General features: G+C 62.2%; 23 protein-coding genes and 1 tRNA gene. 12 read left to right on the top strand and 12 right to left on the bottom strand.

The features are described 5' to 3' along the window. Positions 1–327 precede the first annotated feature (327 nt). Positions 328–846 carry an outer membrane protein gene (locus tag ACXAG8_RS01275; protein ID WP_475221500.1) on the top strand — a complete coding sequence of 173 codons (519 nt, stop codon included), beginning with the start codon at positions 328–330 and terminating at the stop codon, positions 844–846. A gap of 25 nt (positions 847–871) precedes the next feature. On the opposite strand, the gene ACXAG8_RS01270 is transcribed toward ACXAG8_RS01275, so the two are convergent. After that, positions 872–2,059: a pyridoxal phosphate-dependent aminotransferase gene (locus ACXAG8_RS01270; RefSeq protein WP_475221498.1), complete on the bottom strand. Its 1,188-nt coding sequence runs from the start codon at positions 2,057–2,059 to the stop codon at positions 872–874. A 58-nt stretch (positions 2,060–2,117) separates the two neighbouring features. Next, positions 2,118–2,462 (bottom strand): MmcQ/YjbR family DNA-binding protein, encoded by a 345-nt coding sequence (locus ACXAG8_RS01265; protein ID WP_475221496.1) that lies wholly within the window; start codon positions 2,460–2,462, stop codon positions 2,118–2,120. Between the two features lie 218 nt (positions 2,463–2,680). Here ACXAG8_RS01265 and cysS point away from each other — a divergent pair, with 218 nt between their 5' ends. From cysS to ACXAG8_RS01250, 3 genes are all read left to right on the top strand, one after another. Next, positions 2,681–4,078 carry a cysteine--tRNA ligase gene (cysS, locus tag ACXAG8_RS01260; protein WP_475221494.1) on the top strand — a complete coding sequence of 466 codons (1,398 nt, stop codon included), beginning with the start codon at positions 2,681–2,683 and terminating at the stop codon, positions 4,076–4,078. A gap of 68 nt (positions 4,079–4,146) precedes the next feature. Next, positions 4,147–5,781, top strand: a complete 1,635-nt coding sequence (gene cimA, locus ACXAG8_RS01255; protein WP_475221490.1) for a citramalate synthase — start codon at positions 4,147–4,149, stop codon at positions 5,779–5,781. After that, positions 5,733–6,560 carry a squalene/phytoene synthase family protein gene (locus ACXAG8_RS01250; protein WP_475221488.1) on the top strand — a complete coding sequence of 276 codons (828 nt, stop codon included), beginning with the start codon at positions 5,733–5,735 and terminating at the stop codon, positions 6,558–6,560. The genes cimA and ACXAG8_RS01250 overlap by 49 nt, the downstream gene beginning before the upstream one ends. 12 nt (positions 6,561–6,572) lie before the next feature. On the opposite strand, the gene ACXAG8_RS01245 is transcribed toward ACXAG8_RS01250, so the two are convergent. Then, the gene (locus ACXAG8_RS01245) at positions 6,573–7,829 is read right to left on the bottom strand and encodes an MFS transporter (RefSeq protein ID WP_475221486.1); all 1,257 of its coding nucleotides are present in this window, start codon (positions 7,827–7,829) and stop codon (positions 6,573–6,575) included. A 69-nt stretch (positions 7,830–7,898) separates the two neighbouring features. Between ACXAG8_RS01245 and ACXAG8_RS01240 the strand changes: the two genes are divergently transcribed. Beyond that, complete coding sequence (locus ACXAG8_RS01240) at positions 7,899–8,531, top strand: DNA-3-methyladenine glycosylase family protein (RefSeq protein ID WP_475221484.1); 633 nt, start codon at positions 7,899–7,901, stop codon at positions 8,529–8,531. Then, positions 8,528–9,193, top strand: a complete 666-nt coding sequence (locus ACXAG8_RS01235; protein ID WP_170788629.1) for an alpha/beta hydrolase — start codon at positions 8,528–8,530, stop codon at positions 9,191–9,193. Before ACXAG8_RS01240 ends, ACXAG8_RS01235 begins: the two co-directional genes overlap by 4 nt. 113 nt (positions 9,194–9,306) lie before the next feature. Here ACXAG8_RS01235 and ACXAG8_RS01230 read toward each other — a convergent pair whose 3' ends face one another. Further along, positions 9,307–9,906 carry a pseudouridine synthase gene (locus ACXAG8_RS01230; RefSeq protein ID WP_475221482.1) on the bottom strand — a complete coding sequence of 200 codons (600 nt, stop codon included), beginning with the start codon at positions 9,904–9,906 and terminating at the stop codon, positions 9,307–9,309. 213 nt (positions 9,907–10,119) lie between these two features. On the opposite strand from ACXAG8_RS01230, the gene ACXAG8_RS01225 reads away from it, so the two are divergent. Next, a complete protein-coding gene (locus tag ACXAG8_RS01225) occupies positions 10,120–10,707 on the top strand; it encodes an HNH endonuclease (protein WP_475221480.1) in 588 nt (195 codons plus the stop codon). 18 nt (positions 10,708–10,725) lie between these two features. Here ACXAG8_RS01225 and ACXAG8_RS01220 read toward each other — a convergent pair whose 3' ends face one another. Then, a complete protein-coding gene (locus ACXAG8_RS01220; RefSeq protein WP_475221478.1) occupies positions 10,726–11,190 on the bottom strand; it encodes a disulfide bond formation protein B in 465 nt (154 codons plus the stop codon). Next, entirely contained in the window at positions 11,187–11,765 is a 579-nt protein-coding gene (locus tag ACXAG8_RS01215) for a YqaA family protein (protein ID WP_475221476.1), read from the bottom strand. Before ACXAG8_RS01215 ends, ACXAG8_RS01220 begins: the two co-directional genes overlap by 4 nt. A 146-nt stretch (positions 11,766–11,911) precedes the next feature. Between ACXAG8_RS01215 and ACXAG8_RS01210 the strand changes: the two genes are divergently transcribed. The 4 genes from ACXAG8_RS01210 to ACXAG8_RS01195 all read left to right on the top strand — a co-directional run bounded on the left by ACXAG8_RS01210 (position 11,912) and on the right by ACXAG8_RS01195 (position 16,470). Continuing rightward, positions 11,912–11,997: transfer RNA gene (locus ACXAG8_RS01210), tRNA-Leu, on the top strand. A gap of 363 nt (positions 11,998–12,360) precedes the next feature. Then, entirely contained in the window at positions 12,361–13,329 is a 969-nt protein-coding gene (locus ACXAG8_RS01205) for a TAXI family TRAP transporter solute-binding subunit (protein WP_475221475.1), read from the top strand. Between the two features lie 103 nt (positions 13,330–13,432). Beyond that, positions 13,433–16,042: a TRAP transporter permease gene (locus ACXAG8_RS01200; RefSeq protein ID WP_475221474.1), complete on the top strand. Its 2,610-nt coding sequence runs from the start codon at positions 13,433–13,435 to the stop codon at positions 16,040–16,042. Continuing rightward, positions 16,039–16,470: a universal stress protein gene (locus tag ACXAG8_RS01195; protein WP_475221472.1), complete on the top strand. Its 432-nt coding sequence runs from the start codon at positions 16,039–16,041 to the stop codon at positions 16,468–16,470. Before ACXAG8_RS01200 ends, ACXAG8_RS01195 begins: the two co-directional genes overlap by 4 nt. A 35-nt stretch (positions 16,471–16,505) precedes the next feature. Here the strand turns inward: ACXAG8_RS01195 and ACXAG8_RS01190 are convergent, their stop codons facing one another. Genes ACXAG8_RS01190 through ACXAG8_RS01180 form a run of 3 tightly spaced genes read right to left on the bottom strand, consistent with a single transcriptional unit; the run spans position 16,506 to position 20,588 of the window. Continuing rightward, positions 16,506–17,540 carry a lipocalin-like domain-containing protein gene (locus ACXAG8_RS01190; protein ID WP_475221470.1) on the bottom strand — a complete coding sequence of 345 codons (1,035 nt, stop codon included), beginning with the start codon at positions 17,538–17,540 and terminating at the stop codon, positions 16,506–16,508. Further along, on the bottom strand, positions 17,530–19,944 hold the full coding sequence (locus ACXAG8_RS01185; RefSeq protein WP_475221468.1) for an ABC transporter permease: 2,415 nt from the start codon (positions 19,942–19,944) through the stop codon (positions 17,530–17,532). Before ACXAG8_RS01185 ends, ACXAG8_RS01190 begins: the two co-directional genes overlap by 11 nt. Further along, positions 19,941–20,588: an ABC transporter ATP-binding protein gene (locus tag ACXAG8_RS01180; protein WP_475221467.1), complete on the bottom strand. Its 648-nt coding sequence runs from the start codon at positions 20,586–20,588 to the stop codon at positions 19,941–19,943. Before ACXAG8_RS01180 ends, ACXAG8_RS01185 begins: the two co-directional genes overlap by 4 nt. A gap of 168 nt (positions 20,589–20,756) precedes the next feature. Between ACXAG8_RS01180 and ACXAG8_RS01175 the strand changes: the two genes are divergently transcribed. Beyond that, positions 20,757–21,191, top strand: coding sequence for an ion channel (locus tag ACXAG8_RS01175; RefSeq protein ID WP_475222389.1), 435 nt, complete (start codon positions 20,757–20,759; stop codon positions 21,189–21,191). Here ACXAG8_RS01175 and cls read toward each other — a convergent pair. The 3 genes from cls to ACXAG8_RS01160 all read right to left on the bottom strand — a co-directional run bounded on the left by cls (position 21,188) and on the right by ACXAG8_RS01160 (position 24,837). Further along, positions 21,188–22,600, bottom strand: a complete 1,413-nt coding sequence (cls, locus tag ACXAG8_RS01170; RefSeq protein ID WP_475221465.1) for a cardiolipin synthase — start codon at positions 22,598–22,600, stop codon at positions 21,188–21,190. The two genes, ACXAG8_RS01175 and cls, sit on opposite strands and share 4 nt — an antisense overlap. A 23-nt stretch (positions 22,601–22,623) precedes the next feature. Beyond that, positions 22,624–23,598 carry an HAD family hydrolase gene (locus ACXAG8_RS01165; protein ID WP_475221464.1) on the bottom strand — a complete coding sequence of 325 codons (975 nt, stop codon included), beginning with the start codon at positions 23,596–23,598 and terminating at the stop codon, positions 22,624–22,626. Positions 23,599–23,751: 153 nt separating this feature from the next. Beyond that, positions 23,752–24,837, bottom strand: coding sequence for an AI-2E family transporter (locus ACXAG8_RS01160; RefSeq protein WP_475221462.1), 1,086 nt, complete (start codon positions 24,835–24,837; stop codon positions 23,752–23,754). Between the last annotated feature and the right edge of the window lie 116 nt (positions 24,838–24,953).

Raw genomic sequence — 24,953 nt, 5'->3', positions numbered from 1 at the left:
CCGATGGTGCGGCTGATCAGGCAGATTTTCCAATGGTCGCTCTGCATGTAATCCCCTGGCAACTGCCCCGAGCCTGCCTGTGACATGCGGCAAAATCTGTCCTGTTTACGACAAATTGCGCGGCGCGATTTGCCCGATCCGGGTGCGGTGGGAGGCGAAAAACAATTTTTCCCGCTCTGATAGTATTCTGTTAACATACCATCACTTACTGTCGATTGGAGCATCGCCCGAATTGAAACCGGGGCCGGGTGGCCCCACCATTTGAACCAGTTGGTTTCCAGGTCCGCCGGGCCGCATTTTCCCGGCAAAACAACTTAGGAGGCGCGGATGAAATTGCATTGGGTCCTTCTGACTGCCTTGCTTTCGGCAAGCGCAACCTCGGTCACAGCCGAGGATTGGACGGGGGCTTATGCAGGGTTCAGCTTTGGGTATACCGATGCGGACGGGCCGGGCGGCGCGGGGGGCCATGACACCGGCTTTGCGCCCCATATCGGGTATGACTTTGATTTCGGCGATTTCGTCCTGGGCGGTGAATTTGAATATGACAGGCTGAACCTGGACCTCGGCACGGGTGAGGGCAGCCTGGATTCGGTGTCGCGGCTGAAACTCCGGGGTGGATATGATTTTGGCCCGGCTCTGGGCTATGTCGTCGTGGGGGCCGCGCGGGCGGATACCTCTGGCGACAGTGACACCGCCGCGGTCTATGGAATTGGCGTGGCATATCCCGTCGGCGACAAATTCGTGATCAGCGGCGAGGCGTTGCGCCAGAATTTTGACAACGTGACCCGGTCAAACGGGGATCTGGATACCAACACGTTCAACCTGCGCACGACATTCCGTTTTTGATCCCCCCGTTCGGGAATGCAGCGGTCTATTCAGCAGCGTTTAGCCCGGCCTGCGCCGTTGCAAAGTCGCAGATCGTCCGCAGCGCGGTTTTAAACCGCGCGTCGTCGATGGTCATGGCCACCCGGATATGACCGGCCGCCGCGGCACCGAAACTTTCGCCCGGCATGACGGCGATTGCATGCGCGTCTAGCAGGGCATGCGCGAAACCCGTACCGCTGAGGCCCGTGGACCGTATATCCAGCATCAGGTACATCGCACCCTGCGCGGGCAGCAGACCGACGGTATTCTGCCTACCCAGCACCTGCATGGCCAAGGCACGTCGCCGACGGAACGGTGCGGCGACCTGTGATTCCAGCGCTTCCCCGGCCGCAAGGGCAAAGCATGCCGCGTCCTGAATGTAACCGGGCACGCCATATGTGGTGTGGGTTGCAAGGTTGATCAGATGCCCAATCGCCTCTGCCGGGCCGACGATCCAGCCGCACCGCGACCCGGTCATGGCGTGGGATTTCGACATCGAGCCCACCACAAGTGTCCGGTCGGCCATGCCCGGCAAGACACGGGGCGACAAATGTTGACCATCCCAGACCTGGGTGTCGTACACCTCGTCCGAGATCAGCCACATATCCCGCCGCTGGCACAGCTCGGCAATGCCGGTCAGCGTTTCTGCGCCATAAACCGCACCGGTCGGATTGTTCGGCGTGTTGATCAGCAACGAAACCGCGCCCTCGGCGCAGTCTTCGATCAGCTCGGCCCGCGGGTGGAACGCGTCCTGGGGCAGGGTTCGGACAGGCCGCGCGATGGCCCCGGCGCCGCGGATCGTACCGGGGTAGGTCGCGTAATAGGGATCCAGGTACAGACCGACATCACCTGGATCGCAGACCGCCAGATGCGCCGCGAACAGCGCCGCCTGACCGCCGGGGGTGATCAGAACGTTGTCGCGCGTTGTCGGAACCCCGGTGCGCGTCTGGATGCGTGCGGCCACCGTATCGCGTAGCAGGTCGGTGCCCGGAACCATGGCATATCCGGTGTGGCCGCCACGGGCTGACCGGTCCATCTCGGCCAGGATGGAAGGATCGGTGAGGATGTCATGTTCACCGATGGTCAGTTCGGTCACCGCATGCCCTTCGGCGATCATGCGGCGGGCGCGATAGAAGACCTCCCATCCGTCGGAGCCGTCACCGGTCAGTTGCGTGATGTGTTGTGACAACCTCATGGCCGGTATCTCCTGACGTTTGCAGGCAGAATGGGGCAGAGCGCGCGGGGATTGTCAATCAGCCGCGTGGCGGCAACGCGGCCTGCGCCTTTTTGGTCAGCGAAGCGCGGATGATATCGTAGGATGCAATCAGCCTGTGGCGCATTTCGTCGGGGTCGGTGGTCCATGGCAAGTGGACCCAGCTGCGATGGAAATAGCGCGCCTTGGTACCAATGCCTGCATCGATCAGCATCTGGGCTGTTTCGACATCGGGCGTCTTGACCGATACGCCATCACCACGCGTGCCGATGCTGGCAAACATCTTGCCGCCGACCTTCCACGCGTCATGCCCGCCACCCCAGGGGTCCGAGACCTCGGCTCCGGGCAGTTGCTGGCATATGGCGTTGATCTGTTCCCTGTCCATGGGGGGCAGGGTGGCGCGATCCGGGTTTCAACACAAGCCTTGGCTCGGGCGGGTTATCGTGCTAACGAACGGGCATGAACCGGATGACCTGCATCATTATTTGCTGCATTACCTGCTGAACCTTCAAGCGGGCCGGTTTCTTTCGTTTTCATCCCTGAGACAAGTTGCTAAGCCCGCGCCAACGCGCAAGCGCATGCTGTTTCTTAGGAGCCCGACCGATGACGACGATCAAGCTGCACAATACCCGGACGCGGACGAAAGAAGACTTCGTTCCGATCGATCCCGACAACGTGCGGATGTATGTCTGTGGGCCGACGGTCTATGACCGTGCGCATCTGGGAAACGCGCGCCCGGTGGTGGTCTTTGATGTGCTGTTTCGGCTATTGCGCCACGTATACGGGGCGGATCACGTCACCTATGTGCGCAATTTCACCGATGTCGACGACAAGATAAACGCAACCGCCCTGGCGCGCCAAAAGGCCGGGGCCACGGGCACGCTGGAACAGCTGGTTCAGGAACGGTCGGACGAAACCATCGCCTGGTATCTGCACGACATGGGCGCGTTGGGCGCGTTGGAACCGACCAAAATGCCCCGTGCCACGGCGTATATCGGGCAAATGATCACGATGATCGAAGACCTGATTGCCAAGGGCCATGCCTATGCCGCCGAGGGGCATGTTCTGTTTGCCGTCGACAGCTGGAAAGACCGCTATGGCGCCTTGTCCGGACGCTCGGTCGACGACATGATCGCAGGCGCACGGGTCGAAGTGGCCCCGTACAAGAAAAACCCGATGGATTTCGTGTTGTGGAAGCCTTCGACGGATGCACTGCCGGGGTGGGATTCGCCATGGGGCCGGGGGCGGCCGGGCTGGCATATCGAATGCTCGGCCATGAGCTATGAGCTGCTGGGGGCCAGCTTTGACATTCATGGCGGCGGCAATGACCTGATGTTTCCGCACCATGAAAACGAAATCGCCCAAAGCTGCTGCGCCCACCCCGAGGGCGCGTTCGCCCGTGTCTGGATGCACAACGAAATGCTGCAGGTCGAAGGCAAGAAGATGTCCAAATCGCTGGGCAATTTCTTTACCGTGCATGACTTGTTGGAACAGGGCGTGCCGGGCGAGGTGATCCGGTTTGTCTTCCTGCAGACCCATTACCGCAAGCCGATGGACTGGACCGAGAAAAAGGCCCGCGAGGCCGAGGGCACGTTGCGCAAATGGCGGGCCCTGACGACGGGCATCGAGCCCGCCGCCAGCGCGGCGCCTGCAGTGATCGAGGCGCTGTCGGATGACCTGAACACAGCGGGCGCGGTGGCAGAGCTGCACCGTTTGGCCGCAGCCGGAGATGCCGCCGGGTTGCTTGCAAGCGCGCGGGTTCTTGGGCTGTTGACTGATGCGTTGGCAGGCTGGACAGGCGTTGGCGACGTCGATCTGCAGCACCATGCGGATCAATTGTCGCTGGCACGCGAAGAAGCCATGAAAAGCAAAGACTTTGCCGAAGTGGACAGGTTGAAATCGGTTTATGTTGCGGCCGGGCTTGAGGTCCGCATGAGCAAGAACGGGGTCGAACTGGTGCCGGGCGCCGGTTTCGATCCATCCAAGCTGGAGGGTGTGTAATGTCGCGGCGACGCGCGGCACAGAACGCCCTTTCACGACAGTAAGCCGAAGGCCAGCGGGAGCAAGCAATGACCAGGGAACGTCTTTACCTTTACGACACCACGTTGCGGGACGGTCAACAGACGCAGGGCGTGCAGTTTTCGACCTCGGAAAAGGTGCAGATCGCGCAGGCGCTGGACCAGCTTGGCGTGGACTATATCGAAGGCGGCTGGCCCGGTGCGAACCCCACCGACAGCGCGTTTTTCCAGGCGGCACCCGAAACCTCGGCCCGGCTGGCGGCGTTTGGCATGACCAAGCGTTCCGGCCGGTCGGCGGAAAATGACGATGTCCTGGCCGCGGTGATGAATGCCGGAACCCGCGCGGTGTGCCTGGTTGGAAAGTCGCATGATTTCCACGTCACCGATGCCTTGGGCATTTCGCTGGACGAGAATATCGAAAACGTCCGTGCATCTGTCGCGCATCTGGTGGCGCAGGGGCGCGAGGCGCTGTTTGATGCGGAACATTTCTTTGACGGCTACCGGGACAACCCCGATTACGCCGTCCGGGTCTGCCGGGCGGCGCTGGATGCGGGCGCGCGGTGGGTGGTCTTGTGTGACACGAATGGCGGCGCATTGCCCGCCGAAGTGTCCCGTACCGTGTCCGAGGTCATCGCCGCCGGGCTGCCGGGGGATCGGCTGGGCATTCACACCCATAACGATACCGAAAACGCCGTTGCCTGTTCGCTTGCGGCGGTCGATGCCGGTGCGCGCCAGATTCAGGGCACCCTGAACGGCCTGGGCGAGCGGTGCGGCAATGCCAACCTGACCGCCCTGATCCCGACATTGCTGCTGAAAGAACCCTATGCCTCGCGGTTCGAGATTGGCGTCACGCGGGATGCGCTGGCGGGTCTGACGCGCATCAGCCGAATGCTGGACGACATCCTGAACCGGGTGCCCAGCAAGCAGTCGGCCTATGTCGGGGCCTCGGCCTTTGCGCATAAGGCCGGGCTGCATGCCAGCGCGATCCTGAAAAACCCCGCCACTTATGAACATGTCGATCCCGCGACCGTAGGAAATGCCCGGATCATTCCGATGTCCAACCAGGCGGGGCAGTCGAACCTGCGCAAGCGCCTGGCCGAAGCCGGGCTGACGGTCGATGCGGGTGATCCCGCGCTGGGGCGCATTCTGGACCGGATCAAGCAGCGCGAATCCGAAGGGTATTCCTATGACACTGCCCAGGCCAGTTTCGAACTGCTGGCCCGCGATGAGCTGGGGCAGTTGCCATCCTTCTTCGAGGTTAAGAGATACAAGGTCACCGTAGAGCGCCGCAAGAACAAGTACAACCGGATGGTCAGCCTGTCCGAGGCGGTGGTCGTCGTGAAGGTCGACGGCGAAAAGAAGCTGTCGGTCAGCGAATCCCTGGACGAAAGCGGCAGCGACCGCGGTCCCGTCAACGCGTTGGCGCGGGCCTTGTCCAAGGACCTGGGGCAATATTCGCAGGTGCTTGACGATATGCACCTTGTGGATTTCAAGGTCCGCATAACCCAGGGCGGCACCGAGGCGGTCACGCGTGTCATCATCGACAGCGAAGACGGGCAGGGCCGCCGGTGGTCCACCGTCGGGGTCAGCGCGAACATAGTGGATGCGTCCTTTGACGCTCTGCTGGATGCGATTCAATGGAAACTGGTGCGCGATTGCGGCCCCCGATCTGCGGCGGCAGGCTGATCGTGGAGTTCGATGACGACGTCAAGGCCTGCGCGGCATTGGTGCATCGCGCAGACCCGGACCGGTTCATGGCGGCGATGGCCGCACCGGTGGCGGCGCGGGCGGTTCTGTTCCCGCTATATGCCCTGAATGTCGAAGTTGCGCGCGCCCCTTGGGTGACGCAAGAACCCATGATCGCCGAAATGCGCCTGCAGTGGTGGCGCGATGCCCTGCAGGAAATCGCAGAAGGGCCAACCGTGCGGCGGCACGAGGTCGTTTCGCCCCTGGCGCGGGTCCTGTCACCGCATCTGGCATCGCTGCTGGATGAATACGTCGCCGTCAGGCGTTGGGACATCTACCGGGACCCGTTCGAGGATCAGGAGCATTTCGACACCTACCTGACCCAGAGCGCGGGCAGTTTGATGGTTGTCTCGGCCCAGGCATTGGGACCCGCAGATCAGGACGTGTTGCAGGATTTCGGATATGCCACGGGTGTGGCCAACTGGTTCCGCGCGATCCCGGACCTTGAGGCGCGCGGGCGCATCCCGTTGCTGGACGGCACGCCGGACGGGGTCAGGGACCTGGCGCACAGCGCCCTGGACAGGCTGCAACGGGCGCGGGCCAACCGTGGGGCGGTGTCGCTGGCGGCACGTCCGGCGCTGTTTGCAGGATGGCAGAGCGAACGGATATTGCGGCGCGTGGCCGCGGCCCCGCAAATCGTTGCAAGCAAGGGCCTGTCCGAGGGTGAGATCAGACGCCGGATTTCCCTGATGTGGACGGTCGCCTCGGGGCGCTGGTAAGGCGGCGCGGGATCAGACTGTTTCGCGGTCGTCTGCGGGCCGCAGGATCAGCCACAACAGGGCCCCTCCGGCCAGGGTCAGCAGCGGGATCATGGCCAGGTTGACAGCGGTCCACCCTTCAACAGCCGATCCGCCCGAACAGTTCATCAACCCGCCCGAGGCCAACGAGGCCAGTGTCACGCCGCCAAAGACCAGAAGGTCGTTCAGGCCCTGCATCCGCCCCCGTTCGCTGACCTCATGCGAAGCCGCCAACATGCTAGTGGCACCGATGAACCCAAAGTTCCAGCCAACCCCCAGCAGGACAAGCGCGACAAAGAAATTCCCAAGCTCGACCCCTTGCAGGGCGACGACACCGGCGGCCCCCAGAATGGCCAGCCCAAGCGCCACGATCTTTTCGACGCCGAAACGCGCGATCAGCTGTCCGGTGAAAAAACTGGGGACATACATCGCCAGAACATGGCTGGTCACCACATCCGCCGCGTCATTGGCGGAAAAGCCGCAGCCCACGACGGCCAAAGGTGTCGAGGTCATGACCAGGTTCATCAGCGCATAGGACACCATGGCGCAGATGATGGCCACCGCGATGCGCGGCGTGCGCAGCATTTCCAGCCGGCTGCGGCCGCGCGGGGCATCAGCATCGGGTTTTGGCGGTGTCGGGATGTCCAGAAAGAAGAACAGGGCCGATCCGGCAATATTCATGGCGATGACCGCCAGATAGGTCCCCAGAAAAGGTATGACATAGGCCTGGGCGGTCAGCTTGACGATCTGCGGGCCGATGATTGCCGCCGCCAGCCCGCCAGCCATCACATAGGAAATCGCCTTGGGCCGAAAATCATCCGAGGCGGTATCAGTAGCGGCAAAGCGATAAAAACCGTGCGCGCTCATGTAGATGCCGGTCAACAGGCTGCCCAGCAGAAAGATGGGGAAAGACCCCAGATACAGCCCATAGGCCCCGATCACTCCGCCACAGGCCCCTGCAGTCGCACCGACCAGAAACCCCGCGCGTCGGCCCCAACGCTGCATGATCGCCGAGATCGGCGTTGCCGCAAGCATCGATCCGAGAACGATCAGCGAGATCGGCAGCGTCGCCAGGCAGGGGTTGGACGCCAGCGATTGCCCGGCCAGCCCGCCCACGATGAAGATCATCGGCATCTGCGCGCCCAGGATCGCCTGCGCGGCCACAAGCACGGCAACGTTGCGTTTGGCCTGGCTGTTGTCAGAAGGGGGGGTGATCGCATCCATGGCGCCATGGGTATCGGCGAAACCCATCCTGCACAAGCGGGTTGCATGTGCGGCAAAGGCGCCTAACCTGCGCGGGGCTGCCACCACGGAGAATCCATGCCTGTCGGACGCATTATCGAAACTCCGGACTGTGTGGCCGAAGGGGCCGCGTGGCTGGCCGGAACCTGTCCGCGCATGGCCTATGCGATGGACCAGACCGGGCCGTTGCCGCTGCGGCGTCAACCAGACGGGTTTGCCCAATTGCTCAGCGCGATTGTCAGCCAACAGGTCAGCGTCGCTTCGGCCAATGCGATCTGGAAAAAGATGCAGGGCGCAAGGCTGACGGGGCCGCGCAAGATCATGTGGGCAACCGATGATGACCTGCGGGCCGTGGGGTTGAGCCGCCAGAAAATCCGCTATGCCCGCGCACTGGCCGAAGCGCGCATAGATTACAAAGCCTTGCGAGACCTACCTGATGCCGGTGTCGTCGAGGTTTTGACGCAGGTGCCGGGGATCGGCGTCTGGACGGCCGAAATCTACGCGATGTTTTCGCTGGGGCGCGCCGATGTCATCGCGCCGGGCGATCTGGCCCTGCAAGAGGCCGCGCGCATCCTTTATGACCTGCCTGAACGTCCCACCGACAGGCAATTGCGCCAGATGGCCGAGGCATGGTCGCCCTGGCGGTCGGTTGCGGCGCGGGTTTTGTGGGCCTATTACCGGGTTGCCAAGCAAAGAGAAGGGATCAGATGACACGGGTTTTGAATGCGCTCAGGAAAGAGCCGGTATCGGGCGACACGCGGTCGGTCGTGGTCTTCGTGCATGGCTATGGGGCAAACGGGGCCGATCTGCTGGGCCTGGCCGATCCCCTGGGCGAACATTTGCCCGATACGCTGTTCGTGGCCCCCGATGCGCCCGAGCAGATCCCTGGAATGCCGAACGGTTTCCAATGGTTTCCGATCCCGTGGATCGACGGGTCATCCGAAGAAGAAGCCCGGCGCGGGATGGAGATGGCGGTCGAGGATTTTAACGCCTTCCTTGACGCCCTGATGGTGGACGAGGACGTTCTGCCCGAACAGGTGGTTTTGTTCGGGTTCAGCCAGGGCACGATGATGAGCCTTTATGTGGCGCCCCGGCGCGAAGACCCGGTTGCCGGGATCGTGGCCTTTTCGGGCCGGTTGCTTGAACCCGATCTGCTGCCTGACGAAACCGTCAGCCGGATGCCCGTCCTGCTGGTGCATGGCGATGCCGATGACGTTGTGCCCCCGCAATCGCTGCCCGAGGCTGCCGAGGCTTTGCAGGCTGCGGATTTCAAGGAAGTCTATGCGCATGTGATGAAGGGCACCGGCCACGGCATTGCCCCTGACGGGCTGAGTGTGGCGCTTGCCTTTATGCGCGACAAGCTGAGCCTCTGACGATTATCCAGGTTCGCCCGATGATGCGCGGGCGCACCGGCGACCCCGTGCCATCCTGACCGATTTGATGGGGCAGGCGGTACAAGGGGCGTCGGCCCCCGATATTGCCGGGCTTAACGTCTGCGATCCCGTTTGCGCGTTGGTGCGTGGCTCGGCGTCGGCAATGGCAGGCTGTCCCAGGTGCCGGGGGCGAGGTCGTCCAATGTCCAATCCCCGATACGCGCGCGGATCAGGCGCAGGGTCGGGTGACCGACCGCCGCCGTCATGCGGCGCACCTGCCGGTTGCGGCCTTCGCGGATCGTCAGTTCGATCCAACTGTCGGGCACGGTTTTGCGGACGCGGATCGGCGGGATGCGCGGCCACAGGTCCGGCGGCTCGTCGATCAACCGCGCCTTTGCCGGGCGCGTCGGCCCCTCTTTCAGGTCAACCCCGTCGCGCAGCGCCTTCAGCGCGGCCCCGTCCGGGATGCCTTCGACCTGCACCCAATAGGTCTTGGCCATCTTGTGCTTGGGGTCCGATATCTGCGCCTGCAGCTTGCCGTTATCCGTCAGCAGCATCAGCCCTTCGCTGTCACGGTCCAGCCGCCCCGCCGGGTAGACGCCGGGCAGATCGATAAAATCGGACAGGGTGCTGCGCGGGCTGTCCGCATTGGCGCGGTCGGTGAATTGCGGCAGCACGTCAAAAGGTTTGTTGAAGCGAATGAACCATGACATGGGCGCTGCAATAGCTTGCCGACCCGGCCCGTGCAAGCTGTGGATAACTGTCATGTCGCTGTTACGGATTCGGTTTACCCAGACTGCGACATATTGTGGAAACTCAGGGCTTGTCAGAGTTTAACCACGATATATAGTTGAATAAAGACCGGGGCGGGTGCTCCCCGCTCTGGTGTCACAAACGGGCAGCTGAGAGCGAGGAGCGATTCTGGTATGGACGGAGATTTCAGAACTGAATTTGTCAGGGAACCCGGTGCACTCAGGCACCATCCGGCATTGGTTCTGAACGCCGATTACCGGCCGCTTTCCTATTACCCGCTGTCCCTTTGGCCCTGGCAAGAAGCGATCAAGGCGGCGTGGCTGGACAGGGTGGATATCGTCGCCGAATATGACGAGGTGGTCCGCAGCCCCAGCACCGAGATACGAATACCCTCGGTTGTCGTGCTCAAAGATTATGTGAAACCCAGAAAGCGCGTGGCCTTCACGCGCTTTAATTTGTTTCTGCGCGACGAATTCTGCTGTCAGTATTGCGGCAGCCGGGGCGATCTGACCTTTGACCATGTCGTGCCGCGGGCGGCGGGGGGCGTGACCAGCTGGCAGAACGTGGTTGCGGCTTGCAGCCCCTGCAATCTGCGCAAAGGGTCAAAATCGCTGCGGCAGGCCGGGATGACCCTGCGCAAGCCGCCGCGGCAACCGGATGCCGAAGCGCTGCGCAATATCGGTCGCAAGTTTCCGCCAAACCACCTGCATGACAGCTGGATCGATTTTCTATACTGGGATGCGGAACTGGATCAGCAGTAACCCGCGGCAAGCCGCCGTTCAGCGCTGACGCCAGGCTGCGACCCAGACCAGAACCAGCCCGGCAGACAACAGCGCGTTCCATCCGGCCATCGAAATGCCGAACAATTCCCACGGAATGTCATCGCAGCGGACAAGCGGCGCGGCCATGATCTGGTCCATCAGCTGTTGCGGCGACAGCCCGCTGATATCGCTTGAGGTACAGCTGGACGGACCTTGCCACCAGCCTTGCTCGACGCCTGCGTGATACAGCCCGATCCCGGCTGTCACCGACGCTGCCACTGCGCCGAGAATTGGCAACAGCCGCTGCGCGGGCAGGGCAAGCGCAACAAGCCCGACCACCACCGCCACGCCATGCGGATAGCGTTGCCAAATGCACATTTTGCACGGCGCAAGGCCGCCCACATACTGAAACCCCCAAGCCGCCAACAAAAGGGCTGCCGAGCCCGCCGTCGCCAGGGCGATAAGCCGTCGTCGTGCTGTCATAGGAAACGTACCACCATGAACCCTCCGATCAGGAGAAGAATGAAAACGGTAAAGACCAGCCCCAACCGCTTTTCGATAAAGTCGCGAATGGGTTCGCCGAACCCCCACAAAAGCATGGCCACGACGTAAAACCGCAGCGCCCGCGCCAGGATCGAGGTCGCCACGAACGTTCCCAACGGCATTCCGGTCCAGCCGGACATGATGGTAATCACCTTATAGGGGAAGGGCGTCACCCCGGCGGTCAGCACCGCCCAGAACCCGAAATCGTTGAACCGCTGGTTGAACTCTTCCATCGCGTGACCCTTGCCCATCGCTTCGAGAATGGGTTGGCCAAGGCTCTCATAGAAAAACGCACCGATCGCATAGCCCAGCATGCCCCCAAGAACCGAAGCCACCAGGGCGACGGTGGCAATCAGCCAGGCGCGCGATGGCCGCGCCAGGATCATCGGGATCATCAGCACATCGGGTGGAATAGGAAAGACCGAGCTTTCGATAAAGGCGACAAAGGCCAGCGCCCAAAGGGCACGCGGATGGTCCGCCAGACGTATGGTCCAGTCATACAAAGATCGCAACATTCCGTACCGGCGCCCCCAGGAAATTCGCGACAAGCCAAATCACGGGTCTGCGAGAGGGTCAACCGCTCTTACCGGTTTGCGCGCTTGAATTCCGGTGCTTTTGCCTCTGGACCTTCCTGTCGCGGGGCGCTAATCCAATGCCCGTGGCCCAAGTGGCGGAATGGTAGACGCAGGGGATTCAAAATCCCCCGATGGCAACATCGTGAGAGTTCGAGTCTCTCCTTGGGCACCACATCCTTGTTTGAAAACCCTTATTCGGCTTGTCCGACCGGCGTGGCCCGGGGCGCTTTTTTGCGATGCTGATAATCCCCTATGATATTGATAATAGTCATAAAACCTCGTTGAATTCCGCTTGCTTTGCACGGATTCCAAGGGGGAAACTGCGTTCTGTTTCGTCATATCTGGCGCGCGGTCGGGCTCTGGCCTTGACAACGATTGCGTCAGAATGAAACCTCTGCCGTGTTGGGAGATATTGAAAAAGCACGTCTGGCCCCGCCGAATGCGATGCGCATCCGGTTGGCTGTTTGGGTTGGTTTCCGGTTCCGGGAATCGACCGCTGTGTCGTCTTCCGAACAATAATAATGGGAGTTTCCAAATGAAAAACAGCAGCAAACTGAGCCTTGGCGCGTTTGTTACCGCGGCGATGATGGCTCCGGCCGCTTACGCCGAAGAATTCATCACCATCGGCACCGGTGGGGTAACCGGTGTGTATTACCCGACAGGGGGCGCGATTTGCCGTCTGGTGAACAAGGGCCGCAAGGAACATGGCGTGCGCTGCTCGGTCGAATCGACCGGGGGATCGGTCTACAACATCAACACCATCCGCGAGGGCGAACTGGAGTTTGGTGTGGCCCAGTCCGACTGGCAGTACCACGCGTATAACGGCACATCGAAATTCGAGGAGGCCGGGCCGTTCGAAGACCTGCGCGCCGTATTCTCGGTTCACCCCGAACCGTTCACCGTTGTTGCCCGCGCCGATGCCGGCATCAGCAGCTTCGAAGACCTCAAGGGCAAGCGCGTGAACATCGGCAACCCCGGTTCCGGTCAGCGCGGCACAATGGATGTTGTTCTGGAAGCGATGGGCTGGACCCTGGACGATTTCGAACTGGCGTCCGAGCTGAAAGCGGCCGAGCAGTCGGCGGCTCTGTGCGACAACCAGATTGACGCGATGATCTATACCGTGGGTCACCCGTCGGGTTCGATTCAAGAGGCGACCACCGCCTGTGATTCCGTTCTGGTGAACGTCACCGGCGACGCGATTGCCGGTCTGATTGACGGAAACTCGTACTATCGGTCGGCGACGATTCCGGGCGGAATGTACCGGGGGTCGGACAATGACACCGAAACCTTTGGCGTCGGCGCGACCTTCGTGACCTCGGCGGGTGTGTCCGATGATGCGGTCTATGCCGTCGTCAGCTCGGTCTTTGAAAACTTTGATGATTTCAAAAAGCTGCACCCGGCATTTGCCAACCTCAAGCCCGAGGAAATGATTGCGGACGGCCTGTCGGCACCGCTGCATCCGGGCGCCGAGAAGTACTACAAAGAACAAGGCTGGCTGCAATAAGCCTGACCTGACGCGGGGCGCGCCGTTTGGCGCCCCGCACCAACCCGGTAAACGGGTGACGTTAATAACAGCCGCAAAAGGCTGGCGACGGGGAGACATCTTCATGAGTTCCGATACCCAAGGCAATCGCCCTCTATCCGAAGAAGAGCTTCAGGATCTTGTGGCCTCATCCGATGCGGGCGCACGCAACCCCATCGGCAAGGTCGGGGTGTTCCTGGCCATCGTTGCGGCGATCTGGTCTGTGTTCCAGGTCCTGCTGGCGTCGCCGATTTCGAACGCGGTTTTGCCGGGCAGCGTGGTCAACAACGCACGCCAGATTCACCTGGCTTTTGCCATCTTCCTGGCTTTTGCGGCCTATCCGGCGCTCAAATCCAGCCCGCGGGACTATATCCCGGTGCAGGACTGGATCATGGGGATACTGGGTGCGGCCATCGCGCTTTACGGGTATTTCTTTTATACCAAGATCGTGAACGCGGGCGGACTGGCGGACGACACCGACAAATGGGTGGCCCTGGGCGGTCTGCTGTTGCTGTTCGAGGCCGCGCGGCGTGCGCTTGGCCCGGCAATGGCGATCATCGCGACGATCTTTCTGGCCTATGTGTTCTTTGGCTCATCCGAATGGGTCCCCGAAGTGATCCGCTGGAAAGGGGCAAGCCTGAAAAAGGCCATGAGCCATATGTGGATCACGTCCGAGGGCGTGTTCGGCATCGCGCTTGGTGTGTCGACCAAGTTTGTCTTTCTGTTCGTTCTGTTCGGTGCCTTGTTGGATAAGGCCGGGGCAGGGAACTATTTCATCAAGATGGCCTTTGGTGCCCTGGGCCACCTGCGGGGCGGCCCGGCCAAGGCCGCCGTCGTGGGATCGGCCGCAACCGGTCTGATCTCGGGTTCGTCCATCGCCAACGTCGTCACCACCGGCACCTTCACCATCCCGCTGATGAAGCGCGTGGGGTTCAGCAGCGAACAGGCGGGCTCGGTCGAGGTTGCCAGTTCGGTGAACGGTCAGATCATGCCGCCGGTGATGGGGGCCGCGGCGTTTCTCATGGTGGAATATGTCGGCATCTCGTATGTCGAGGTGATTACACATGCCTTCCTGCCCGCCGCGATTTCCTATATCGCGCTGGTCTATATCGTGCATCTTGAGGCGGTGAAGCGGAACATGCCGACGCTGGGCGACCGCGACGTGCACCTGGCCCGGACCGTGGTCGGTATGCTGTCCTTTTTCCTGGTCTTCGCCGGGCTGTGCTATGCCTCGCAATTCCCGGTTGACGCGGTTACCACTTGGGCCCCTTCGGCGGCCGGGCTGATCCTCAGCCTGATTGTCTGTGCGGTCTATGTGGCGCTTTTGTACCTGGCGTCACAGGTTCCCGATCTGGAACCCGATGACCCCAATGCCAAAGAAGTAACGCTGCCGGTCATCGCCGATATCTACAAGGCCGGTCTGCACTATCTTTTGCCGATCATCGTCCTGGTCTATTTCCTGATGATCGAACAGAAATCGCCGGGGCTGTCGGCCTTTTGGGCCACCACATTGCTGTTCGTGATCCTGCTGACGCAAAAGCCGCTCAAGGCGCTGTTTCGCGGTCAGAGCAACCTGTATGACACATTCATCGACGGGGTTGCCGATCTGTGGCAGGGGCTGATCGACGGCGCGCGCAACATGATCGGGATCGCGCTGGCCACGGCCACCGCAGGCGTGATCGTAGGCACCGTGACGCTGACTGGCGTGGGCCAGGTGATGGCTGATCTGGTCGAGTTCCTGTCGGGCGGCAACCTGATCCTGATGCTGATCATGGTCGGTATTCTCAGCCTGATCCTGGGCATGGGCCTGCCGACCACTGCGAACTATATCGTCGTCAGTTCGTTGATGGCGGGTGTTGTGGTCGAGTTGGGCGCGCAAAGCGGGCTTATCGTTCCGCTGATCGCGGTGCATCTGTTCGTCTTCTATTTCGGCATCATGGCCGACGTGACCCCGCCGGTCGGGTTGGCCAGCTTTGCGGCGGCCGCCGTGTCGGGCGGGGATGCGATCAAGACGGGCTTTACCGCTTTCTTCTATTCCTTGCGCACCGTGGCGTTGCCGTTTGTGTTCATCTTCAACACGGACCTGCTGCTGATCGATGTGACCTGGGTCGAAGGGATAACGGTGGCCATATTCGCGACCATCGCGATCCTTGTGTTCACCGCCGGGACGATGGGGTATTTCCTTGCCCACAGCCGTATCTACGAAAGCGTTGCGCTAATTCTGGTGGCCTTTGCACTGTTCCGGCCGGATTTCTTCATGGACAGGCTTTCTCCGCCATATGCCAGCGTTGAGCCTGCGGCCTTTGTGGAAACCATCGGCGAAACGCCCCCCGGAACCGAGGTGCGCATGGTTGTCAGTGGCCCCGATTTCGACACGCTGGAAATGGTGGACACCACGGTCGTTGTCCCGGTCGGCAGCGAAGAAGGCGGTGCCGCACGGGTCGAGGCGATGGGGCTGTTGCTGCTGCCAGAGGACGGGCTGATCAAGCTCGAAGAGCCGATGTTCGGGTCGCCTGTGGCCGATGAGCTGGACATCTTTGATTACTATGGCGACGAGGCGGTCCGCCTGACCTCGGTCAGCCTGCCGTCCAGCCAGCCCCCCAAACAGCTGATCTATATCCCGGCGATGATCCTGCTGGGCCTGATCGCCTTCCTGCAACGCGGCCGTGCCGCCAGACAAGAGGTGCCCGCATGACACGTTCTGTTCTTTGTGCCGTGGATATCAGCAACGGCGAAATCGACGTTCCCGTGTTGCAAAAGGCGGCCAAGCTGGCCGACCTTGAGAATGCGCAACTGGATGTGGTGACGGTCTTGCCGGATTTCGGGGAAAGCTGGGTTTCCGGCTTTTTCCAGTCGGGCTTTCACGAAAAGGCGCTGGAAGAGGCCCAGCAGAAGCTGGCCGAGATGTGCGTTGGAACGCTGGGCAAGGACCGCAATGAAAAGGTCCGCCACGTGGTTGCCACCGGGACCGCATATCAGGAGATTCTGAAAACGGCCGAGGGCGCGGGATCGGACCTGATCGTGATCGGCGCACATAAACCCGATTTCAAGGACTATCTGCTGGGTCCGAATGCCGCGCGGGTTGTGCGCCATTCAACGGTTTCGGTCTACGTCGTCCGCTAGGGGTCGGGCTGGGCCGTGATGGCCACAGCCTGCGCCTAGTAGCCTGTCATCTCAAGGTAGCCGCGCCCTGCGTGGCTGCCTGTCACTGTCACCGGGCCTTCCCAATACTCAAACCGCGTGCCCATCCAGGCGTCGGGCATAAGGGCCTGAACCTCGATATCCAGCGCACGGTCGGGTATCTGCACCCGCCAGCGTACCGGAATGTCGCGGGCGGCCACCGATGCGGTTTGCAGCGGTGTAAAGCGGACAGCGCCATCGGTCAGTGCCGTGCTTTGGCCATCTGGTCCGATCCAGGTGGCCGAGGTGAAATCGCCCCGCGCCCCGCGCAGCCGAAACGCCATCAGCTTGTCACCATCCTCAAAGCTGAGCGAGAACCAGTCCCATCCGCTTTGATCCGCGGCCAGCGGCTGTGACGACCATTCCCGGTCCAGCCATCCCTGTCCGGTCACGGCCATGTCGCCCTGGGGCAGGGACAGCACGCCCTGAACGGAATAGGCCGGTTGCGAGTAGTAATAGCTGGCCTGCCCATCGGCGGATTTCACCGAATACCCCCTGTCGCCATGAAAGACCAACGGCCCCGTCGCCGTCAGGTTCAGGTGATAGGCAAACTCCTCGGCGCTGGCGGCTAGGGTCAGGGCATCGGTATCGGTGCCCCGCATGTGCCATTCGTCGATCCACGCCTCGAAAGGCTGTGCGGTAACCCCGGCCTGACCCGTCCCGCCCCGCGACAGGCGTTCAGCAAAGAAATGCCGGTCGGGCGTGGTCAGCGCCGCATGTCCCATCCAGATCTGAGGCGATTGCCATCCTGCCTGGTCTGACGGTTTCAGCGCCGATCGGAACAATGTCCACTGAACCCCGTAATCGCGTCCTTCCGCCCCGGTAAGATTGGCCGTCAGGTACCACCATTCGATGCGAAACTGCGGATGCGCCCCGTGATCGCGCGGGAACTGGAACTGGTAACCGGGGCGCGGGCGTTCAAACCCCGTGGCATCGCCACCCAGCCCGGCATAACCCTGTGCCAAGGCGGTCAGGGGCAGGACAAGGAATATTATTAGCGCTCTAACGTTCACTGGCAAAAACTCTCAGCAGATCGGCGGGCGGAAGGCGGCGCAGCCGCCAGGCCGGAATGGCCGCAGCCGCGCCTGCAGCAAGGACTGTCAACACCAGCAAGCGCAGCCAATCGGCTGGGAAAACGGTCATCGGAATGCTCCAGCCAAAGGCGCGGATATTTATCACGTTCAGCAGAAGCCAGGCCAGAAACAACCCCAACGGCAGCGCCAGCGCAGCCGTCAGTGCCGCCAGCAGGACCGAGCGCAGCACCTCAAGCCCCGCGATATGTGATCGGGTCAGGCCCAGCCCCCATAGCGGCGCAACCTGTGGCAGGCGCTGGGTCCACAAGGTCAATAGGCTGGTCAGGATCGCAAAGCCTGCAACCCCCAGTGTCAGGATGTTCAGTGCCGATGTCACCACGAAAGTCTGGTCGAAAATGGCCAGCGATTGCGCCTTCATGGTCGACAGATGGACGACCGCGCCGGGGGGCAGGGCAAACCGGTCTTGCAGGTCGCGCGACAGGGTGGCAGCCTGTGCCGGGTCGATGCGCACGCCGATCCGCCGCGTGGGGGTACCCGGCGCGATCTGATCGAGGCGCTGCATGGACACGATGGCCTGCCCGGTAGGGTTTCCATAGTCGGAATAGACCCCCGCCACGGTCAGGTCGTGATCGCCGGACAGGGTCAGGCTGTCGCCGGGCCAAAGATCGGCGCGGCGGGCAAGTTGTTCATTGATCAGAACGGCGCGACCTGCATGAACCCGGTCCCAGATATCCGGGCCGGACGCGATCAGCGGCCATTTGTTGCGATAGGTGGCATCGTCCACGATCCCGTACAGAAACAGCGGGCCGGTGCGGTGCGGCAGTTCAGTGCTTCGGATCGGCAGAACACCATCGGCGCGCGGCCCAAGCCATTGCATCATCTGCGCGCCCTGGTCCTGGCTGGTTGGTGTCACGTAAAGCTCTGAGGTCAGGCGCTGATCCAGCCATCCCGTGAACGTCAGGCGAAAGCTGGACACCATGGTCCCCACGCCGATATTTGCCGCCAGCGCCAGCAGCAATGCCATCAGCGCCAGCGAAAGCCCCGGCAGTTGCGCCTGCAAATCCGCCCAGACCCATTGCGTGACCGGTCGGCGCGCGCGGCGGGACAGGGCAGACAGGACCCACGACAACACAAGCGGCAACAGCAAGGCGGCGCCGGTCAGAATGGCGGCAAGCAGCCCGAACCCGGCGATCAACCCACTGGTCCCTGTGAAACTTGCAATGCCGCCCAGGATCAGGGCTACGCCGGTCCCCGCAGCCATTGCACGGGCCCGCGCATTGCCGCCCCAGGCGCGCAAGCCCGGCCCGGACAGCAGCGGCATACGCGACAGCCGCCACAGCGCGTGCCCGCTTGCGCCAAGCGTTCCGGCCAGCGCCATACCCATTCCGGTCAGCGCCCAAAGCGGTCGAAGGGTCAGATGCCCTTCGACCGGGGCGCCGTAGAGGCCGCGCAACGTGACCGCCACATCCGGCAACAGGGCACCGGCAAGCATGTATCCCAGCGCCAGCCCGATCACGCCTCCGACCAGGGCGAAGGCCGTAAGTTCCGCCAGGGTGATCCAGACCAGCCGGCGCATTGGCACCCCCATTGCCCGCAGCGTTCGGATCATTCCGCGACGTTGCGCAAAGGCCAGCCCCACGGTTCCGTGCACGATGAACAGACCAACGGCAAAGGCAAGCAACCCGAACGCCGACAGGTTGAGGTGAAAGCTGTCGGCCAGGCGGGCAGTATCGACCTGCCGGTCCGGGCTGTGGCGCACAAGCTCGGGCGCGACATTGTCCAACGAGGGGCGTCCGATCGGTTGTTGCGGCAACACGATCAGCCGGGAAATCTGGCCCTGTCTGTTCAGCAGGACCTCGGCAACCCCGATATCGGTCAGGATCACATCCGCCGGAATCGCTGCAGAGGGTATCCGGGGCGGAAGGTCGTCCCGGTCCTGCATCAGGCGCGCAAGGTCAGGTGAGACCACAAGACGGCCCGGCGCCGTCAGCATCTGGGCCGGGTCCGGCGGTGCCTGATCCGGGGCGGCCCCGGTCAGTGCAGGAAGGGCTGGATAGGCCAACATGTCCACGCCCAGCACCCGTACGGCCCTGTTGCCGACATACAGGCGGCCATCCAGAACGGCGGCGACCTGCCAGCCCGCGCGGCGCAGATCGACATAGCGCGACAAGGCAATGAACCCCGACCGGGCGCGCAATTCTTCAAACTGGCCCAGCCCAAGCTGCTGGCTTGCGCGGGCATAGCTGGCTCGTGCTTCGGCATTGATCGCCTGCACCGCTGACCACAGGCCCGTGGCCAGAGCGATGCCCACCAGCAAGGTGACGACCTGCAAGCGATGCGTGCGCCAGTGTGACAGCAAGGCCTGAAGGACGGGACCGGTCATGCGATGCGGCCACCCACCAGCCGCGCCTGGCGGTCCAGGCGTGCGGCGATGCCCTGCGAATGGGTCACCAGCAACAGCGCCGCGCCGGTCTCGGAAACCAGCGACAGCATCAGGTCCAGCACGACGGCGCTGGCCGTTTCATCCAGGTTGCCGGTCGGCTCATCCGCCAGCAACAGGCGCGGCCGCATGGCCATGGCCCGACCGATGGCCACGCGCTGCTGCTGTCCGCCGGACAGGTTTTCGGGATACCTCTCCAACAGGTCGGCCAGGCCCAGCCGCTGCGCCAGCGTTGCGGTCCAGGCGGGATCGTCGCACCCGGCAAGGCGGGCGTGGAAGGACAGGTTCCCGGCCACCGTCAGGGAGGGGATCAGGTTGAATTGCTGAAACACCAGCGAAACAGTGTCACGCCTCAGCGCCGCGCGCCCGGCATCGCCCAGGCCTGACAGTTTGGTGCCGTCCAGCGTAATCTCGCCGCCCTCGAACCCATCCAGCGCGCCCACCAGGTTCAGCAATGTGCTTTTGCCGCTGCCGCTTTCGCCGGTCAGGGCCAGGGTCTGACCGCTATCAAGCGCCAGCGATACGCCGTTCAGAACGGGTCTTGTTCGGGCATAGGTCTTGCGGACATCATCAACCTTCAGCAGCATTTCGACCTTCTCTTTCTGCGCGCCAGATTGAGCAGCGACAGCGCCCGCTGTCCAGCGCAGAGACCGACCCGGAGCCATTCGCCGCAGTTGCCTGCGTTCGCGGGGTTGTTCCCGGTGGCACTAGCGTCCATTCTGTCGGCGACACTTATCGGAATACAGGACGACGCCATGACGCTGTCGCAACAGATAATTTGGGGCAGCGTCTATTTGGGCATATGTTTCCTGTTCGAAATCATGCTGCTGACATGGTGCACGCTGGTCTTGCGCCGCATGATTGACAAATGGGTGCTTAAGGGCAAGGTGCTGGCAACGGCCGGACCGATCTGTATCACGCTGGTTTTCATCATCTTCATCCACACTGTCCAAGTCTGGATCTGGGCGATTGTCTGGGTGCTGGGCGACGTGTTGCCGGACTGGAATTCGGCGCTTTATTTCTCGTTGGTGACATTCACCACGCTGGGTTACGGCGATATCGTCCTGGGCGAGGGGTTGCGGATATTTGCAGCATTTGCGTCGGTGACCGGGCTGCTGGCATTTGGATTGTCCACGGCCTTTATGGTTGCGGTCATGACGCGGGTCTTTCAGGAACGGTTGCTGCCCTAGAGGATGGGGGCAAACAGGCGCGCGATGGGCGCGCCAAGGCGGATATGGGCCGGTTGCTGTGCAAGGCTGTCGGTCAGCTCAAAGCTCGCCTCGAAATCGGTTTGCAGCATGTCTGCCGCCGCGCTTGCCGCGCGGGGGTCGAACAACAGCGCCATGGCTTCGAAGTTCAGCCGAAACGAGCGGTTGTCCAGATTGGTTGTGCCGATGGCAGCCAGGGCGTCGTCCACCACAAAGACCTTTTGGTGCATGAAGCCGCCGGTATAGCGGTACACGCGGACGCCACAGTCGCGGATCTCGTCGAAATAGGCAAAGGCCGCCAGCCAGGGCAGGCGGTGGTCGATGACATCGGGCACAAGTATGCGGACATCGACGCCGCGCAGCGCGGCGTTCTGAAGGGCGGCCATGATGTCGATATCGGGCACGAAATAGGGCGACGCGATCCACAAACGCTCTTGCGCTTCGGTGATTGCGGCAAAGAACATCATCGCCCCGGTTTCGGTGTCGTCGCCGGGCCCTGTGGCCACCAAAAGCCCGTTCATGTCCTGATTGGATTCGCTTCCGGCCCAGTCCAGGTGATCAATCAGATCCTCACCGCGCGCCCAGTGCCAGTCTTCGGTAAAGATCAGCTGCAACTGGCGCACGATATGGCCGGTCAGCCGGACATGCGTGTCGCGCCAGGCGCCGAAACGCGGGCTTTGGCCCAGATATTCGACCCCTACATTATGTCCACCGATGAACCCGGTCTCGCCGTCGATGATCACGGTCTTGCGGTGGTTGCGGTAATTGAGCTGGAACCGGAAATTCGGCCCGCGCTGCTGCCGTGGGTCGGCCACATCCACACCGGCCTGCTGCAAGGTTTCAAGATAGGCCGTAGGCAGGCCATAGCTGCCGACGGCGTCGGTCATGAACCGGACATGCACGCCGCGTTGGGCCGCGGCAATCAGCCGTTCCTGCAATTCGACCCCAAGGGCATCGTCCCGGACGATGTAGAACTGGACAAGCACATAACGCGTCGCGTGGTCGATCGCGCGAAAGATCGACCGGAACGTGGCATCACCGTCAATCAGCAGCTCTGCGCCATTGCCCCGCGATACGGGAAGATGTGCCAGCCGCTCAAACGGGCGCGGGTTGATCCGCATCGTGTCGGGGTCTGGCCGCAAGTAATCCGCAAAGGTCTTGATCCCCTCGACCACCTGTTCGCTTTGTTGTCGCGCGATGCGGTAGCCGCGGAAACGGTGGTGGCCCAGGAACAGGTACAGCGGCACCCCAAGCACAGGTACGGATAGCAGGAAAACGGCCCAGCCGACCGCGCCCTGAGGGGTGCGCGCGGTCTGCGCGGCGCGGATGGAAAACACTACCGCCGCGCAGTACAGCGCAAAAACCAGGCCAGATACCAGGACCGCCCACATCTGTTATTCAGCCCCGCGTTGGGTCATTGCGACCCGGTAAAGACGCGCGACCAGTCATTGGCCATGTCGACGATGACCCAGCCCATGCCGGGGCCGTTGTCCAGGCCATCGGCCAACCGACCGATCGCGCTGTCCCTGTCATAGGCCCATTCGCGCTCGGCATCGGTGTGATGGACCAGCACGCCCAGCCGCGCACCGTCGCCGGCCGTGGTCCATTCCAGCATCGCGTAATCGCCGTCCGAGTTGCCAACGGCCATGATCGGGCGCCGCCCCAGCGTGCGCTCGATGTTGATTGGCTTGCCTTCCTTGTCGTCGACAAAGGCCACGCCCGGGGCCTTGGTGATCGTCGGCTCACCATCGACCATCTCATAGGTGCTGTCGGCATAGGTGCCAAGGATCTGTTCCGGCGGAATGCCATATGCCTCTTCGGTGAATGCGCGCATGAAATGCAGCCCACCACCCGAGACAATATAGGTACGAAAGTCCTCGTCGCGCAGGTATCGCAGCAATTCGACCATCGGCTGATAGGTCATCTGATCATAGGAAAGACCGGTATCGGGGTGTTGCGCGGTGTCCAGCCACTGCGACACCACCGCCTGGAAATCGTCCACGCTGGTCCCCGAATGTGACGCGTTCACAACCTCGATCAATGCTTCATGGCCGCCCTCTGCCACGGCGGCAAGATCCCCCTTGGCAGCGGCCTGCAGAACCGGAGAGGTCAGAATGTCCGGGTTGTCTTCCGCCAGTTCGGCCAGCCGCTCCATCGCGAAGATCAGCTGGAAATACACCGGCTGTTCGGCCCACAGGGTTCCGTCATTGTCAAACACCGCCACGCGCGCTGCCGGGGTGACGTAATCCGCGCTGGACGGGTCGGTGACGGTTTCCACGAACGCGACGATCTGTTGCTTGGTCGCCGTGTCCTCCCAACTGGGAAGCGGGTCAGACAGCGCGGCGATGGGCAGGGTTGCAAGAAGGGCGGGAAGTACAAGATTTCTCATCTGGGTATCTCCGGGTAAAAAAACAGGTTCTGACAAAGTCGTTTTTGGTTCGAGCCTACAGCGGGGTGCCCCTGCATCCGGTTGCCCGGCGAGGCCGGGTCAGGCAGGCGCGTGCTTGTGGCAAAGGGGTGGTATGTCGCATCATGACAGGCCTCATCGTGATACCGGATCGGCGTTGTTTCCGTCCAGCCTGCCGTCCAGCGACATCAGGATGGCAACCGGTCGAAGCGCCGGTATATGGCTGAAGATGATCAGGATGCACACGGTCAGCGGTACGCTCAGAAACGCGCCGATCAGGCCCCAGACGGTGGACCAGAAAGTCAGCGCAAGGATCACCAGGAATGTCGACATGTTCAGCGACCGGCCCAGCATGGCCGGGTCCAGGAAATTCCCGATCAGAAACTGGATGGTTCCGCAGCCCAGCACGATGATCAGAAAGGGCCCGACGGTTTCGAACTGAACCAGCGCGATCATCGCCGGGAAGACCACCGCGATGATCGACCCGATGGACGGGATGAAGTTCAGCGCAAAGGTCAGAACCGCCCATGTTTCCGCATATTCCAGGCCTAGCATGCGAAACACCGAATAGCTGATCCCGGCGGTAATCAGGCTGATGAATGTCTTGACCCCGACATAGCGTTGCAGGCTTTGCGATATGGCATCCAGCAGGGCCGACAACTCGGCCCCGGTTTCGGGATTGCCAGCGGCCAGCTGGATCTTTTTGCGCATCGCCAGACGCTCGGCCATCAGGAACGCCACATACAGGCTGATCAGCAGGAACTGGTTCAGCAACGATGTGGCGCTGCCCAGCAGCAGCCTGGCGACATAGGACATGTCGATACTGACCAGGTTGTCGCGGATAAAGCTCGTGACGTCATTGCCAACCAGCCCGGTGATGCGGTTCACCGCGCCGTCGAACTGGTTTTCATATGTGCCGACCGAGCGGGCAAACTGCGTGGCCTGACTGCCCAGAATGTACATGATCATGAACAGCCCGGCCAAAACCACGGTCACCGCCGCGACATTGGCCAGCCAGACCGGCGCGCGGGTCACGGCGATAACGCGGTCGCTCAGCGCGATGATCAGCACGTTGACCAGCAGGGCAAGCGTCAGGGGGATCAGGAACCCGGCACCGGCATAAAGCGCAAGCACCCCCAGCGTGGCCACGATGGTGACATCCCGCAGCACCGTCAGCGACAGGCGGGGGCGTGTTCGGGTCTCGTCTGGTTTCGTGGTCATAACCGGCCCTCGGCCTGAATTGCCCGCGGGGTTCCCCCCATTGCCCGCCAATCCTGCACAGCCCAAGCGGTTTATGCAATCCGCTCAGGCGTTTATCGGTGTGGATTTCTCGGAAA

The organism is Ruegeria sp. ABD4_443 (genome assembly GCF_056160865.1).
The sequence above is the reverse complement of the archived record's forward strand: the minus strand, read 5'-3'. Positions and strand labels throughout refer to the sequence as shown.

Coding starts and splice junctions, on each gene's coding strand:
- cimA (WP_475221490.1), top strand. CDS start 4,147: ATGACCAGGGAACGTCTTTACCTTTACGACACCACGTTGCGGGACGGT.
- ACXAG8_RS01240 (WP_475221484.1), top strand. CDS start 7,899: ATGCCTGTCGGACGCATTATCGAAACTCCGGACTGTGTGGCCGAAGGG.
- ACXAG8_RS01175 (WP_475222389.1), top strand. CDS start 20,757: ATGACGCTGTCGCAACAGATAATTTGGGGCAGCGTCTATTTGGGCATA.
- ACXAG8_RS01165 (WP_475221464.1), bottom strand. CDS start 23,598: ATGAGAAATCTTGTACTTCCCGCCCTTCTTGCAACCCTGCCCATCGCC.
- ACXAG8_RS01230 (WP_475221482.1), bottom strand. CDS start 9,906: ATGTCATGGTTCATTCGCTTCAACAAACCTTTTGACGTGCTGCCGCAA.
- ACXAG8_RS01185 (WP_475221468.1), bottom strand. CDS start 19,944: ATGACCGGTCCCGTCCTTCAGGCCTTGCTGTCACACTGGCGCACGCAT.
- ACXAG8_RS01220 (WP_475221478.1), bottom strand. CDS start 11,190: ATGACAGCACGACGACGGCTTATCGCCCTGGCGACGGCGGGCTCGGCA.
- ACXAG8_RS01205 (WP_475221475.1), top strand. CDS start 12,361: ATGAAAAACAGCAGCAAACTGAGCCTTGGCGCGTTTGTTACCGCGGCG.
- ACXAG8_RS01235 (WP_170788629.1), top strand. CDS start 8,528: ATGACACGGGTTTTGAATGCGCTCAGGAAAGAGCCGGTATCGGGCGAC.
- ACXAG8_RS01160 (WP_475221462.1), bottom strand. CDS start 24,837: ATGACCACGAAACCAGACGAGACCCGAACACGCCCCCGCCTGTCGCTG.
- ACXAG8_RS01195 (WP_475221472.1), top strand. CDS start 16,039: ATGACACGTTCTGTTCTTTGTGCCGTGGATATCAGCAACGGCGAAATC.
- cls (WP_475221465.1), bottom strand. CDS start 22,600: ATGTGGGCGGTCCTGGTATCTGGCCTGGTTTTTGCGCTGTACTGCGCG.
- ACXAG8_RS01225 (WP_475221480.1), top strand. CDS start 10,120: ATGGACGGAGATTTCAGAACTGAATTTGTCAGGGAACCCGGTGCACTC.
- ACXAG8_RS01215 (WP_475221476.1), bottom strand. CDS start 11,765: ATGTTGCGATCTTTGTATGACTGGACCATACGTCTGGCGGACCATCCG.
- ACXAG8_RS01265 (WP_475221496.1), bottom strand. CDS start 2,462: ATGGACAGGGAACAGATCAACGCCATATGCCAGCAACTGCCCGGAGCC.
- ACXAG8_RS01245 (WP_475221486.1), bottom strand. CDS start 7,829: ATGGGTTTCGCCGATACCCATGGCGCCATGGATGCGATCACCCCCCCT.
- ACXAG8_RS01275 (WP_475221500.1), top strand. CDS start 328: ATGAAATTGCATTGGGTCCTTCTGACTGCCTTGCTTTCGGCAAGCGCA.
- ACXAG8_RS01270 (WP_475221498.1), bottom strand. CDS start 2,059: ATGAGGTTGTCACAACACATCACGCAACTGACCGGTGACGGCTCCGAC.
- cysS (WP_475221494.1), top strand. CDS start 2,681: ATGACGACGATCAAGCTGCACAATACCCGGACGCGGACGAAAGAAGAC.
- ACXAG8_RS01180 (WP_475221467.1), bottom strand. CDS start 20,588: ATGCTGCTGAAGGTTGATGATGTCCGCAAGACCTATGCCCGAACAAGA.
- ACXAG8_RS01250 (WP_475221488.1), top strand. CDS start 5,733: ATGGAAACTGGTGCGCGATTGCGGCCCCCGATCTGCGGCGGCAGGCTG.
- ACXAG8_RS01200 (WP_475221474.1), top strand. CDS start 13,433: ATGAGTTCCGATACCCAAGGCAATCGCCCTCTATCCGAAGAAGAGCTT.